The sequence below is a fragment of the Chromobacterium haemolyticum DSM 19808 genome (assembly GCF_000711885.1).
In the GTDB taxonomy this organism is placed as follows: Bacteria; Pseudomonadota; Gammaproteobacteria; order Burkholderiales; family Chromobacteriaceae; genus Chromobacterium; species Chromobacterium haemolyticum.
On record NZ_JONK01000026.1, the window covers coordinates 70273 to 83495 of the forward strand.

The 13223-nt window shown below is 57.9% G+C and carries 12 protein-coding genes and 1 pseudogene; 3 read left to right on the forward strand and 10 right to left on the reverse strand.

Annotated features, from left to right (window positions below):
- Positions 1-138: 138 nt before the first annotated feature.
- The gene (locus BR71_RS25005; protein WP_279625745.1) at positions 139-261 is read left to right on the forward strand and encodes a hypothetical protein; all 123 of its coding nucleotides are present in this window, start codon (positions 139-141) and stop codon (positions 259-261) included.
- A gap of 599 nt (positions 262-860) precedes the next feature.
- Here the strand turns inward: BR71_RS25005 and BR71_RS23665 are convergent.
- From BR71_RS23665 to BR71_RS24235, 5 genes are all read right to left on the reverse strand, one after another.
- Positions 861-1745: an ETX/MTX2 family pore-forming toxin gene (locus BR71_RS23665; protein ID WP_081862688.1), complete on the reverse strand. Its 885-nt coding sequence runs from the start codon at positions 1743-1745 to the stop codon at positions 861-863.
- A gap of 401 nt (positions 1746-2146) precedes the next feature.
- Positions 2147-2281: a VOC family protein gene (locus BR71_RS24830; RefSeq protein WP_219909614.1), complete on the reverse strand. Its 135-nt coding sequence runs from the start codon at positions 2279-2281 to the stop codon at positions 2147-2149.
- Between the two features lie 194 nt (positions 2282-2475).
- Complete coding sequence (pflB, locus tag BR71_RS14770) at positions 2476-4734, reverse strand: formate C-acetyltransferase (protein WP_019102858.1); 2259 nt, start codon at positions 4732-4734, stop codon at positions 2476-2478.
- A gap of 227 nt (positions 4735-4961) precedes the next feature.
- The gene (locus BR71_RS14775; protein WP_052370612.1) at positions 4962-5789 is read right to left on the reverse strand and encodes a formate/nitrite transporter family protein; all 828 of its coding nucleotides are present in this window, start codon (positions 5787-5789) and stop codon (positions 4962-4964) included.
- A 313-nt stretch (positions 5790-6102) separates the two neighbouring features.
- On the reverse strand, positions 6103-6294 hold the full coding sequence (locus BR71_RS24235) for a hypothetical protein (protein WP_156038998.1): 192 nt from the start codon (positions 6292-6294) through the stop codon (positions 6103-6105).
- A gap of 735 nt (positions 6295-7029) precedes the next feature.
- Here BR71_RS24235 and BR71_RS14780 point away from each other — a divergent pair.
- Together BR71_RS14780 and BR71_RS14785 are read left to right on the forward strand one after the other, a co-directional pair.
- A complete protein-coding gene (locus BR71_RS14780; RefSeq protein ID WP_043639058.1) occupies positions 7030-8319 on the forward strand; it encodes an HAAAP family serine/threonine permease in 1290 nt (429 codons plus the stop codon).
- Between the two features lie 73 nt (positions 8320-8392).
- Positions 8393-9793, forward strand: a complete 1401-nt coding sequence (locus tag BR71_RS14785; protein ID WP_019102854.1) for an L-serine ammonia-lyase — start codon at positions 8393-8395, stop codon at positions 9791-9793.
- A gap of 68 nt (positions 9794-9861) precedes the next feature.
- On the opposite strand, the gene BR71_RS14790 is transcribed toward BR71_RS14785, so the two are convergent.
- The 5 genes and pseudogenes from BR71_RS14790 to BR71_RS14810 all read right to left on the reverse strand — a co-directional run.
- The gene (locus BR71_RS14790) at positions 9862-10665 is read right to left on the reverse strand and encodes an anti-sigma factor family protein (protein WP_052370614.1); all 804 of its coding nucleotides are present in this window, start codon (positions 10663-10665) and stop codon (positions 9862-9864) included.
- The gene (locus BR71_RS14795; protein ID WP_052370616.1) at positions 10662-11180 is read right to left on the reverse strand and encodes an RNA polymerase sigma factor; all 519 of its coding nucleotides are present in this window, start codon (positions 11178-11180) and stop codon (positions 10662-10664) included. Before BR71_RS14795 ends, BR71_RS14790 begins: the two co-directional genes overlap by 4 nt.
- On the reverse strand, positions 11177-12163 hold the full coding sequence (locus tag BR71_RS14800) for a YncE family protein (RefSeq protein ID WP_043638999.1): 987 nt from the start codon (positions 12161-12163) through the stop codon (positions 11177-11179). The genes BR71_RS14795 and BR71_RS14800 overlap by 4 nt, the downstream gene beginning before the upstream one ends.
- Positions 12150-12509 (reverse strand): COG4315 family predicted lipoprotein, encoded by a 360-nt coding sequence (locus BR71_RS14805; RefSeq protein WP_043639001.1) that lies wholly within the window; start codon positions 12507-12509, stop codon positions 12150-12152. The genes BR71_RS14800 and BR71_RS14805 overlap by 14 nt, the downstream gene beginning before the upstream one ends.
- Positions 12510-12890: 381 nt before the next feature.
- A pseudogene (locus tag BR71_RS14810) lies at positions 12891-13223 on the reverse strand (ABC transporter ATP-binding protein); the annotation flags it as partial.

Here is a 13223-nt window from a genome sequence, read left to right on the forward strand (position 1 = left end):
CTTCGTCCAATGGCGAAAAGACAACCCCGGCTACCGCGGCCAAAGCCTGCTGACACGCATCACCGGCGACATCAAATTCCGCAAGCCAGAACAGCCCGGCTACCGAGGGGTTTCTTCAACTATCTGGAAGCCATGCTCATGCTGGCCGCGCGCAAGGTAGACGTGTTCGAGCACGTTGACGAACTGCACCGTCAGCAACAGGCGCAGGTCAAACGCAAGAAAATGGAAAATCGCTTGAGGCGGCGAATAGAGAAGAAGTAAGGAAGAAGGAACCCCGGCTTTGGCCGGGGTTTGGTTTGGGGTGTCGGGTTTTGAGGATGATGCCTGATGGGCTTATACCGCTTACGACTCAAAGCAGAAATTACCCCATTGGAAAATGCGGACGTTCAGCAACGTTTAAGTTCAGCGGCTGCCAAAACGGGCTTCCCAGGCTTGCCCTATAGGTTGCTACATTGACCAGTTACGCCGCTTCTCCAAGACTTTCCTCCAGCATTTTTGCAATTATGCGCATGTTGGTGCACCCCAATGCGCCTGCCAGTACAGTTTTTAGCAGAGAAGCACTCTCCAGGCTTCCTTGGCTGTATATAGCCTTCTACAGAAGCCGTGTTTGATGAAGGACTGTAATTATCCCTAGCTGTTTGCTTGGTAGATAATGTACTTTCACCAACTTTAGTCATATTACCCGGTGATGCGCTGGCAAAACAGGATACCACAAGAAGAAATACGGAAAGAAAAGGAAACGCATGAAGTACTCTCATTATTAATGCTCCTTAATTTTAAATCCTAAGGCATTATTTTTGGATTACACCCAGCAGTTTTGGCTTTATTTTAAATTAAATTTCTGCCAATTTTAACTTGCTTTAGAAAGGTGAAGCTGGCGAGATTATTTCCACATGTCGCTTCGAATTACTTGCACCGGGATTAGCTGCGGAACGACGCTCAATTAGCACACCACTTGCATTTCTAGCCAAGTTAGTAACATCGCGAATCTCAACAAAAAAATCCATTCCTTGCGCCGCACTAAATGGTGCCCTGCCCGTATAATATATGCCTAACCCATGCTTTTCATCGTCAATTTTTACAAAACCTTTTTGGCAATCTTGAGTCTTTCTTTCTAGAGCCCTGTAAAATGATTGTTTATAAGTTTGAGTAGGCTGGGGCCTTTGACCCCAACGTGTTTCAATTCCATACAATTCAGCATCAAGTTTACTGTAACCAGAAACAGACACTTTTTTGAAATAATAATCAACACGATATGTTCTATTAGCAGGAACATTGACAAAGAAAGAAGGCAAGTCCCAGGTTTTGTTAACACTAATTGTTTTGGTTTTGTCAGTAGACATGTCATATTGCAAGCCAAGACTATGTGTTATCCCACCTGACGCAAACAATACATTGAAACTGGCATTTGCATTTAAATTATAACTAAATGTCCAACCCGAGCTGTTGGTTGTGCTTTTTTCTTCCGAATGAGAATAGCTAAAGCCTTTCACTGGAAGCTCCACATCATAAGGTAAACTATTTCTTAACGTATTGCTATCTACGGTTATTATTTCATCTGTAGTCTTTATGGTTGCGTCGATACCTCCTCCTTTAATAACAGCATTATTCACAAGGTGGCTTACATAATGATCGGCCGCCCAGTCTTGACATACGAGCATAGCTTTGAGCTTTACATCTATGTCTTCACTAGCCATTAAAGGCATGGGAGATACGCTCAATATCACGGCTAAAGACTTATTCATATAGTGTTTACCTTTATATATTGAATACTCATTTTCGTGGAAGGTTGAGTATTAAATTCAATATTCCCTCATAAAATACTCAAAACATTTTGTGTGGCACCCTAAATTTCTTGACTATTGACCCAGAGTGGTAACCACAAAAGAGCAAAACCCAATTAGCCCCACTTTCCATTTATGCTTTATGATTACAAAGACGGGTTAAAATATGCGACAGTTCAATTAATAAAATTAAATCATTCTCATTTTTTATTTAAAATATAAATATAAGCTCAACAAACAAGTGGCTTGTCAATAGATGAGGGAACCTGTTCTGGAGTAAGTACGGAGGGAAGACCTGAACAACCCACGCCACGGACTGAGATACCACAGACAGTCGGTTTCGGCCTGACCCTCGGTGGTCACTAGAAAGCAGAAAGCTTCGCTATACCTAAAGGCGAGCTGCCATTGAGACCCAGGTAGGGGAAGATGGCGACGTAGAAATGCGGGGTTTCTTCGGCGTTGTCTTCGTGCCACAGGAAGATAGTTCTCTTGCTCATAGGCCTCCCTCCTCCAGTCAGCTCGTATTTTGCTGGGGCCCCACCAATAAATGACAAACAAATCATTACATTTTGTAACACTACACAATTTGATAGCGACATTGCTGCAAAACAGCCGCGCATAAAAAAAGCCTCCCCAAAGGGAGGCTTGGCGCTGTGCCGGCTGGCCGTCGCGGTGGCCAGCGGCGTTACGCTTACATGCTGCCGTGGAAGGTGCGGTTGATCACGTCCAGCTGTTGCTCGCGCGTCAGCTTGACGAAGTTCACCGCATAGCCGGACACGCGGATGGTCAGTTGCGGGTACAGCTCCGGGTGCTCCATCGCGTCCATCAGGGTTTCGCGCTTGAACACGTTGACGTTGACGTGGAAACCGCCGGCGTCGGAGAAGCCGTCCAGGCAGTTGGCCAGGTTGGCAACGCGCTCTTCTTCGCTGTGGCCCAGCGCGTCCGGGGTGGCGGAGGCGGTCCAGCTGATGCCGTCCAGCGCGGCTTCATACGGCAGCTTGGCTACCGATGCGCCCGCGGCGACAAAGCCTTTCACGTCGCGGCCGTTCATCGGGTTGGCGCCCGGGGCGAACGGTTCGCCGGCGCGGCGGCCGCACGGGGTGTTGCCGGTTTTCTTGCCGTACACCACGTTGGAGGTGATGGTGAGCACGGATTGAGTCGGCATGGCGTTGCGGTAGAAGTGCGGCTGGGCCTTGATCTTCTCCATGAAGGTTTCGGTCAGCCATACCGCGATGCTGTCGGCGCGGTCGTCGTTGTTGCCGTAAGCCGGGTAGTCGCCTTCGATCTTGTAGTCCACCGCCAGGCCCGCTTCGTTGCGGATGATGTGCACTTTGGCGTACTTGATGGCGGACAGGGAGTCGGCGGCCACGGACAGGCCGGCGATGCCGCAAGCCATGGTGCGCAGGATGTCGCGGTCGTGCAGCGCCATTTCGATGCGTTCGTAGGCGTATTTGTCGTGCATGTAGTGGATGCAGTTCAGCGCCTTGACGTAAGTGGCGGCCAGCCAGTCCATCAGCAGGTCGAACTTGGGCATCAGTTCTTCGTAGGTCAGCACGTCGCTCTTGATCGGCTCGAAGCCCTTGGCCACTTGCACGCCGGATTTCTCATCCACGCCGCCGTTGATGGCGTAGAGCATGGCTTTGGCCAGGTTGGCGCGGGCGCCGAAGAACTGCATTTGCTTGCCGATGCGCATGGCGGACACGCAGCAGGCGATGCCGTAGTCGTCGCCCCAGTGCGGACGCATCAGGTCGTCGTTTTCGTACTGGATGGAGCTGGTGTCGATGGACACTTTGGCGCAGAAGTCCTTGAAGCCACGCGGCAGCTGGGTGGACCACAACACGGTCAGGTTGGGTTCCGGCGCCGGGCCCAGGTTGTACAGGGTGTTGAGGAAGCGGAAGCTGTTCTTGCTCACCAGGGTGCGGCCGTCCTCGCCCATGCCGCCGATGGATTCGGTTACCCAGGTCGGGTCGCCGGAGAACAGTTGATCATATTCCGGGGTGCGCAGGAAGCGCACGATGCGCAGCTTGATCACCAGGTCGTCGATCATTTCCTGGGCTTGTTCTTCAGTCAGCGCGCCGGAGGCCAGATCGCGTTCGATGTAGACGTCCAGGAAGGTGGCGACGCGGCCGAAGGACATGGCGGCGCCGTTTTGTTCTTTCACGGCGGCCAGGTAGGCGAAGTAGGTCCACTGCACCGCTTCGCGGGCGTTGACGGCCGGGCGGCTGATGTCGAAGCCGTACTTGGCGGCCATCTGCTTCAGTTCGTCCAGCGCGCGGAATTGTTCGGACAGTTCTTCGCGCAGGCGCAGCACGTCTTCGTTGAAAACAGCGTCGTCCAGCTCATGGAATACTTTTTGGCGTTCGGCGCGCAGGAAGTCGGTGCCGTACAGGGCCACGCGGCGGTAGTCGCCAATGATGCGGCCGCGGCCGTAGGCGTCGGGCAGGCCGGTGATCACGCCGGATTTACGCGCGGCCATGATGTCCGGGGTGTAGGTGTCGAACACGCCCTGGTTGTGGCTCTTGCGATAGTGGGTCCACACATCCTTGATGACCGGGTCCAGCTTGAAGCCGAAGGCTTCCAGGCCGTTCTCAACCATGCGCAGGCCGCCGTTGGGCATGATGGCGCGCTTGAGCGGAGCATCGGTTTGCAGGCCGACGATGACTTCGCTGGCTTGATCGATGTAGCCGGCGTCATGCGCGGTGATGGAGCTGCCGCGGTCCGCGGATACATCCAGCACGCCACGGGCGCGTTCTTCTTTCAGCAACTCGCTCAGGGTGTCCCACAGCTTTTGGGTACGCGCGGTAGCGGGCGCCAGGAAGCTGGCGTCGCCTTCATACGGCTTGTAGTTCAGCTGGATGAAGTTGCGGACATCCACCTTGCTTTGCCATTCACCACCGGTGAAATCGCGCCAGGGGTTGGCTTGAGTCGCGTCACGATTCAGAGCATCCATGTGTGCCTCCTAGTAACTATCAGTAAATGTTGAGTACTGAACATATTGTACATTCGGTTTCGAAAAAAATCGTTTGATAAAGATCAACTGCCGCAGACTAAAACGCAGTTGGCCCCACAAACGCAGCGCCCGTAAAAAACCAGGAAAAACGCTTTATTTTCAATACCATGAAAACCACATCAAACACGTCGTCATTGTAATCGGCGCGTTACATTCGAAAACGAACATCAAACACTACTTCCGAGCACCGTCGCGGCCGGTTTTGCGGCTTCGCGCCGCGCCGGCAGGGTGTGGCGCTCCAACAGGTAAACCACCAGGCCCACGCCCAGCGCGCCGCCGGCGATATTGCCCAAGGTGGCCGGAATCATATTGTGCAGGATGGCGGCGGCGTCCAGGCCTTGCATGCCGTGCAGCAGAGCCAGCGAGAAGAAGGCCATATTGGCGATGCTGTGCTCAAAGCCGGAGAAGAAGAACACGAAGACCAGCAGCAGGATCATCAGCATCTTGGCGGCGTCCCCGGCCATGCGCAGCGGCACCCACACCGCCAGACAGATCACCCAGTTGCACAGCGCGCCCTTCCAGAAAATTTCCCAACCGCCGGCGTGCACTTTGTGCGCGGCCACGTTGAACAGCAGGTGGTCGGCCGGCAGGTGGCCCATGCCGCCCGCTCCGGCGAACACCGCGGTGAACAGCAACACGCCCAGCAGATTGCCCAGGTAGACCATGGCCCAGCTGCGCAGCAGATTGCACACGCGGCAATCGCCGCTGAGCACGCCCACGCTGAAGTACATGACGTTGCTGGTAAACAGCTCCAGTTTGCAGACGATGATGCTGACCAGAGCCACGCCAAAGAAGCCGGCCACGGCGATGTAGTAGCCGGGGGAGCCGACGGCGAAGAAGACCTGGCCCAGCTTGAGGCTGACGCTGAGCACTACGGCGATCAGCGCGCCGGCCATGCCGGCGCTTAACAGGTAGCGCCCAGGGTGCTGTCGCAGCACGGTCTGTTTGGAGGCGGCTTCGGCCGCGACATAGGCGAGTGTGGAGGCGTGGTTCATATTTTTCATTTCGCGAGCTTGAGCAGAGCCGCCTGCGTGCGGGTCAACCTTATTAGGAAGCCTATCAACTGACTATGCCGTCTCTAAGGCTGCCCGGCGGAGAGGCCGGCTCAAGCCCAGTTGCTGCAATGCGTTTGTTGGCTGCCTGGGTGGTTGGTTCCCACGCGAACGGGTGCACGGATTGTTGGTTCACGAAAATTTTATGTTCGGAATGCTTCATTCTTGTTTGATAACCATCAAACCTAGGTCTTTCCGTCGCGCGCTCGGATTCACAACTTTCTCACTGCTCATCCACTACATGCTTTTTGACTACTCAAGATCCAGCTGCGCCACCTTTGTTTCCAGTAATACTCCATCGCCCGCCAAGTTTGCGCGATAAGCAACACAGACAATCCCCTTTAAAATCATAACTTTGCATAAAAAACAAACGTTTGAAAGCCATGAACATGTTAGAAAACAACCAAATATTGTTCGTTTTGAAATATTTTTGTTCGTTTTCGAACATATTTTATGCCTTAAATTTCATATTTTCATACTTCCCGGAGCGCCGCCCTCTATGCTGATATAGTGGTTTCCTTAAGGAAGCGCAGGCCGTTCCGCTGCTTGCAAGCCCCCCCTTCCCCAAGCTTCCCTCCCCAAGAAAAATCACAAAATATCCATTCATAGTCAACAGCTTAAACACAAAATCACAAGCAAAAAACCAGCCTGAACAGACAACGGCAAGGCCGCCTGCACACAAGAGCGAATATGCCATTGGAGTGTTCGAAAATGATGAAACTAGCCCGAACAACCCGTTATGGCATCGATTTTTCGACACCTCTACGCTCGAATCCATTCAGACATGAAAAGCAAAGCAACACGAAAGCAAGACAAATCGAAAATTGGCACACTTTTGAATCGAGCCATTTTTCTTGAAATAATCATGCATCAAACACAATTTTGCGCAATTTAATGCTAATAAAACGAAATCATCATGTTATTTGTAAGTCATGGGTTCTAAATAGTATTTGTTCGGATGTTCGTTTTGCTTCAAAATAAAGTTGATTAGAATCAACTGATGTTCTGAAATGTGTAACCACCGCAGTACAACTGCCTATACCATGCACATCAATGAAAGCCGGCAATCACTAATCAGCGGTTCCAGCTACTGACCAAAAGTCTAGCAAGAGATGAAAACGACGCGCCGCCGAGCGACGCGCCAAAACGATTACCCCATTTGTCTTTTATGAAGGCCAATATCATGTCTCAAGCCGTTTCCACCCCCCTGCCCAAATCAGGCGCTTCGTCCTCCTGGACCAAGCAAGATACCGTCTGGATGTTGGGCCTGTACGGCACCGCCATTGGCGCCGGCACCCTGTTCCTGCCCATCAACGCCGGCATCGGCGGCCTGTGGCCGTTGATCGTCATGGCACTGCTGGCCCTGCCGCTGACCTTTTTCGCTCACCGCGGCCTCACCCGTTTCGTGCTGTCCAGCTCCAAGCCGGGCGCGGACATCACTGAAGTAGTGGAAGAGCACTTCGGCGTGGGCGCCGGCAAGCTGATTACCCTGCTGTACTTCTTCGCCATCTACCCCATCTTGTTGGTGTACAGCGTGGCCATCACCAACACCGTGCAGTCCTTCATGGTCAACCAGTTGGGCGTATCCGCTCCGCCGCGCGCCATTCTGTCGCTGATCCTGATTCTGGGTCTGATGGCCATCGTGCGCCTGGGCGAGAAGATGATCGTCAAGGCCATGAGCGTGCTGGTTTACCCGTTTGTCGCCTGCCTGATGCTGCTGGCCCTGTACCTGGTTCCGGAATGGAACGGCGCGGCCATCCAGCAAGCCGGCAGCCTGGGCGACGCCCTGTCCCATGGCGCCTTCTACAAAACGCTGTGGCTGGCCATCCCGGTAATGGTGTTCTCCTTCAACCACTCGCCCATCATTTCTTCCTTCTCCGTTGACCAGCAGAAGCTGCATGGCGACGCCGCAGAACCGGCCGCCGGCCGCGTGCTGATCCGCGCTCACGTCATGATGGTGCTGTCCGTGATGTTCTTCGTGTTCAGCTGTGTATTCAGTCTGTCCCCGGCCGACCTGGCCGCCGCCAAAGCGCAGAACATTTCCATCCTGTCCTACCTGGCCAACCACTTCCGCAACCCGGTGATTGAATGGGTGGCTCCGCTGATCGCCATCGTCGCTATCAGCAAGTCCTTCCTGGGTCACTACCTGGGCGCCAAAGAAGGCTTCAACGGCCTGGTGATCAAGCAGCTGCGCCAGAGCGGCAAGTCCATCGAGACCGCCAAGCTGGACCGCTTCACCGCCGTGTTCATGATCATCACCACCTGGGCCGTGGCCACGTTCAACCCCAGCATCCTGGGCATGATCGAAACCCTGGGCGGCCCGGTCATCGCGATGCTGCTGTTCCTGATGCCGATGTACGCCATCGCCAAAGTGCCGTCCATGAAGAAATACTCCGGCGCTGCCAGCAACATCTTCGTGGTTCTGATCGGCCTGATCGCCATCTCCGCCATCTTCTACGATCTGTTCGCCTGATCGCACTCCTCTGACAGCCCGGCCGGTCACGGCCGGCCGGGTTCCTCAGCATCAAGCCAAGAGGTAACCAATCATGTTCAGCATGACTGATATCTACAAAATCGGCGTCGGCCCCTCCAGTTCCCACACCGTCGGCCCGATGAAAGCCGGCCACCAGTTCCTGGGCTCGCTCAAGGAAACCGGCCGCTTCAACCAAGTCACCCATGTCCACGTTGATTGCTACGGCTCGCTGGCCCTGACCGGCAAGGGCCATTGCACCGACCACGCCATCATCCTGGGCCTGGCCGGCAACCTGCCGGACACCGTGGACCCGGAACAAACCCCGGCCTTGATAGCCGATGTGGAAAAAACCCACCAACTGACGCTGGGCCGCACCCATCAGCGCGTGGGCTTTGATATGGACTTCCACACCGCCAACCTGCCGATGCACGAAAACGGCATGCAGATCCACGCCTTTGTTGGCGACGAATGCGTGCTGACCAAGACGTATTATTCGATCGGCGGCGGCTTCATCGTGGACGAGGAGCATTTCAACCAAAGCTCTTGCAGCGACACCCCGGTGCCGTATCACTTCCTCAGCGCGCAGCAGATGATGGATATGTGCGAGGAAACCGGCTTGTCCATTTCCGCGCTGGTGATGGAGAACGAAAAAGCCTTCCACGAAGCCAAGGATGTCGAACAGCATTTCGCCAAAGTGTGGGATGTGATGAAGACCAGCATAGACCGCGGCATGCGCACCGAGGGCAATCTGCCCGGCCCGATGCGGATTCCGCGCCGCGCGCCGGCGCTGCACCGCATGCTGACCAGCTCCTTGCAAGTGGCCAATGACCCGATGAGCGTCATGGACTGGGTCAATATGTACGCGATGGCAATGTCGGAAGAAAACGCGGCCGGCGGCCGCGTGGTCACCGCGCCCACCAACGGCGCCTGCGGCATCGTGCCGGCGGTGCTGGCCTACTACAACCACTTCATCCAACCGCTGGACGAAGACAGCTGCCTGCGCTTCTTCCTGTCTTCCGGCGCCATTGGCTGCCTGTTCAAGCTCAACGCATCGATCTCCGGCGCCGAGGTGGGCTGTCAGGGCGAGGTGGGCGTGGCTTGTTCCATGGCCGCGGCCGGCCTGACCGAGCTGATGGGCGGCAGCCCGTCTCAGGTGTGCATGGCGGCGGAAATCGCCATGGAGCACAACCTGGGCCTGACTTGCGACCCAGTGGGCGGCCAGGTGCAGATCCCCTGCATCGAGCGCAACGCCATCGCCGCGGTCAAGGCCATCAACGCCGCGCGCATGGCCATGCACCGTGTCAGCAGCCCCAAGGTGTCGCTGGACAAGGTAATTGCCGCCATGTACGAAACCGGCAAGGACATGGACGCCAAGTACCGTGAAACCTCCTGCGGCGGCCTGGCCCTGCAGATCGTGACCGAAAACAAGGTTGTGCCAACCCAGGCCATCCGCTGGGTGGACGACGCGGCCTGAGCTTAGGCCTGACGTCAAACGACAACGCCGCCGGGGCTAGCCGGCGGCGTTTTTTTGCGCCCAGCTCCTTAGGTGGGCCGCAACTGACGATGAGCCGCCTCCGCCAACCGCCCCAGTTCATCCCGCGCCAAGCCGGCCGACAAGGCATAGGCGAAGCGGCCGTCCCACCAATAAAACACATTCACCGGCCCCTGGCTGGCAAAGCGGAAGCCGACGTCGCGGCGCGGCTCGGCGGTGGTGGCTACGTACAAGGTCATGCGCTGCCCCGCGGCGTTGTGGTACATGAACTGGGCCACCGGCCCCTGCTCTCCCGGCAATAGCCGGCCGCCGATCAACTCATACCCTTGCGCACTCAACAGCGGCGGCTTCACCCGGCTTTGCAGACGCTTGGACAGCCAGGCCACTAACTGGTCCTGATGCTCGGCATCGATTTCCACCGGACGTTTCACATCCGGGCTGTACACCACATGCGCCATCGCCGCCAAGCTGGGCAGGCGCTCCTGGCTGTCCGCCGCGGCGACCAACTGCGCAGCCGGCGCTTGCTGCTGACCACGCAGCAGCCAGCCGCCGCCGCCGCCCAGCGCCAACATCAATAGCGACGCGGCCGCGCCCTGCCACCATGGCATGCTCCACCCTCGCCGCAGCGGGGCCGGCGGCGGCAGCGCGGCGGCCAGCAGGCGCGGCGGGACGGGCTCTCGCAAGGCCGGTTCGAACAAGGCGCCGATGTCGTCTTGCAAGCGACGGTAAGCCCGCAGCCGCTCCCGCGCCTCCGGGTTGTGTTCCAAATAGGCTTCCACCGCCGCGCGCCGCTCAAGCGGCAAGGCGTCGTCCAGATAAGCCTGCAATTCCTGTTCCGTGACCGTTTCCATCATGCCCCTCCTCCTGCGGCCGGCGCGGCGCCCGTCTCCATCAAACCGCGCAAGCGTTCGCGCCCGCGGCTTAGCCGCGACATCACCGTGCCCAGCGGAATATCCAGCGCCGTGGCGATTTGCTGGTAGCTCATGTCCTCCAGCGCCAACAACAGCAGAACGGCGCGTTGCTCCTCGGGCAGCCGAGCCAGATTGGCCGCCAGCTCTCGCAGCGCCAGGCCGCGCTCCTGCGGCGCGTCCACCGTCAGCTCGGCCATATCCTCCGCCAGCGGCTGCCGCCTGGCGCCGTAACGGCGAAAATCGTCGATGTGCAGCCGGTGCATGATGCCGAACAGCCAGGGGCGCAAATCGCGGTCATCCCGCCATTGCCGCCATTTGCGCCAGGCTTGCTCCAGCGTGTCCTGCACCAGATCGTCCGCCGCGCCGTGATCAAACACCAGGGCGCGGGCATAACGCCGCAAACGCGGAATGCAGTCCACCAATAAATGGTGGAAGCGCTGCTGGGCGGCCTCGCTCATCCAGCGGCGGGGGCCAGCACCCGGACAATGGCCTTGCGCGTCAAATCCACCTCCGCGATACCCAGGTCTTCGTTCAACACCCAGGCCTTGCCGCTGTCGCGGCTGAAGCTGATGGCCTGGCGCGGCCCGCTGAAGCCCGTGATTTCCCCCACCGCCTTGAACGCAGGCAAGGCCACCACGGTGAGCGAGTTGCTCTTGAGATTGCCGGAATACAAGAAGCGCCCGTCCGGCCGCAAGGCGGCGCCGTAAGGCTCCTGCCCCACTTTCACCGTCTTGATCACGGCCCGGCTGGCCACATCCACCCAGGACAGCGTGTCCGCGCCGCTATTGGCGGCGAACAGACTGCGGCCGTCGCCGCTGACGGAGATGGCGCGCAGCTTGTCGAAGCCGCCCACCTCGGCGCGAGCCTCCAGCTTGGCCGCGTCCACCAGGGTGATTTTGTCGCCCAGGAAGTTGGTGACGAACACGGTGCCGTCGTCCGGCGACACCTTGATGCCCTGGCGCGGCTGGGCGAAGCCCGTCAGCACTTTTTCCACCCTCCATTGCGGCAAGTTCACCACGGTCAGGCTGCCGGCGGCCTGATTATTGACATACAGCCGGCTGCCGTCGCGATTCAGCGCGGTGCCGAAGGCCCCCGGCCCGATCGCCAGGCTGGCTTCCCGCGTCCAACTGCCCGCGTGCCAGCGCTCCACCACGCCCTTGCTGCTGTCCGAGACGTAGAAGCGCTCCCCATCCGGGGAAAACACGATATTGCGCGGCGTAACGAAGCCCGGCAGCTCGCGCAGCAGCTTGCCGGCGCGCAAGTCATAGGCCAGCAGCGTGCCGCGGGAGCTGTTGCCGGCCAGCGCCAGGGTTTCCGCCGGGTTGACCGCCAGGGTGTTGTTGCGGATTTGCGGATCGAAAGCCGCCGGGTCCTGCGCCCAGGCCAAGGGCGCCGACAGCGCCGCCAACAGCAGCGCGGCCCGCATGTTAACGCGCCACATGCCACACCTCCTTGAAACCATCGCCCGCGCGCTCGCCCGGCTTACTGTCCTTGGCGAAGCGGTACAAGGGTTTGCCCTGATACGCCCACTGCGCCTGACCATCGTCGCGGCGTATCCGGCTGAAGCCCGCCGGCGCGCTGTCGTCGGCTGCCGCCAGCAAAGGCGGCCACAGCGCCGCGCACGCCTGATTGCACACGCTGCGGCCGTTGCCGGCCGCGTCCTTGTCGAAGACATACAGCGTCATGCCCTGCGCGTCCACCAGCGCGCCGTCGCGCATCGACGCCGCCTCTCCGGCCAACACGCCCGCGCTCAGCGCCATCAACGTCACCGCCATCCATGTTTTCATCGCAAATCCCTCCCGTTGTAGAACACACGGCGGCTGCCGGCCCAAATCTCAAGGCCCCGCGCCGCGGCGTTCCATCTTGGCGAAACCGCCGACCATTCGGCGTCCAGTACGGGGTATACGGATGGCGTGCGCGGTTTATTCCCGCCGCGCTGCGTTTTTTTTCAGTTCCTGCCGCCAAGCCATGAAAAAACCGCCGGTTTCCCGGCGGTTTTGTGCGAATGGCCGTCAGCGCTTAGAACGTGTTTACGATCTCGCGAGCTAAGGCGAGACAAGGCGAAAACGGCTGAAGAAGCGGAGTGTACATAGAGTGCATGAGCATTCTGAAGCCGGCACTCATCGCACAATGTCTCTACCGACGCGCAGCAGATCGTCAACAGGGTCTCAAGCCGGCGCCATTCCCACCCAGCCCTGCGGAATGGACTCCAACAGCTTCCGGGTATAGCTCTCACGCGGCTCGCGGTAGATCTGGTCCGCGTCCGCCTGCTCCACCACTTCCCCCTTGTTCATCACCATCACTTGGTCCGAGATGTGTTTCACCACCGCCAGGTCGTGCGAGATGAACAGATAGGACAGGCCGTATTCGTCCTGCAGGTCTTGCAGCAGGTTCAGCACTTGCGCCTGCACCGACACATCCAGCGCCGACACCGATTCGTCGCAGATCAGCACTTCCGGTTTCAAGGTCAGGCAGCGCGCGATGGCGATGCGCTGGCGCTG

Bases quoted from the DNA above. Each gene is read 5' to 3' on its own strand.
- BR71_RS25005 (WP_279625745.1), top strand. From the start codon at position 139: ATGCTGGCCGCGCGCAAGGTAGACGTGTTCGAGCACGTTGACGAACTG.
- BR71_RS23665 (WP_081862688.1), bottom strand. From the start codon at position 1,745: ATGAATAAGTCTTTAGCCGTGATATTGAGCGTATCTCCCATGCCTTTA.
- BR71_RS24830 (WP_219909614.1), bottom strand. From the start codon at position 2,281: ATGAGCAAGAGAACTATCTTCCTGTGGCACGAAGACAACGCCGAAGAA.
- pflB (WP_019102858.1), bottom strand. From the start codon at position 4,734: ATGGATGCTCTGAATCGTGACGCGACTCAAGCCAACCCCTGGCGCGAT.
- BR71_RS14775 (WP_052370612.1), bottom strand. From the start codon at position 5,789: ATGAACCACGCCTCCACACTCGCCTATGTCGCGGCCGAAGCCGCCTCC.
- BR71_RS24235 (WP_156038998.1), bottom strand. From the start codon at position 6,294: ATGTTCGAAAACGAACAAAAATATTTCAAAACGAACAATATTTGGTTG.
- BR71_RS14780 (WP_043639058.1), top strand. From the start codon at position 7,030: ATGTCTCAAGCCGTTTCCACCCCCCTGCCCAAATCAGGCGCTTCGTCC.
- BR71_RS14785 (WP_019102854.1), top strand. From the start codon at position 8,393: ATGTTCAGCATGACTGATATCTACAAAATCGGCGTCGGCCCCTCCAGT.
- BR71_RS14790 (WP_052370614.1), bottom strand. From the start codon at position 10,665: ATGATGGAAACGGTCACGGAACAGGAATTGCAGGCTTATCTGGACGAC.
- BR71_RS14795 (WP_052370616.1), bottom strand. From the start codon at position 11,180: ATGAGCGAGGCCGCCCAGCAGCGCTTCCACCATTTATTGGTGGACTGC.
- BR71_RS14800 (WP_043638999.1), bottom strand. From the start codon at position 12,163: ATGTGGCGCGTTAACATGCGGGCCGCGCTGCTGTTGGCGGCGCTGTCG.
- BR71_RS14805 (WP_043639001.1), bottom strand. From the start codon at position 12,509: ATGAAAACATGGATGGCGGTGACGTTGATGGCGCTGAGCGCGGGCGTG.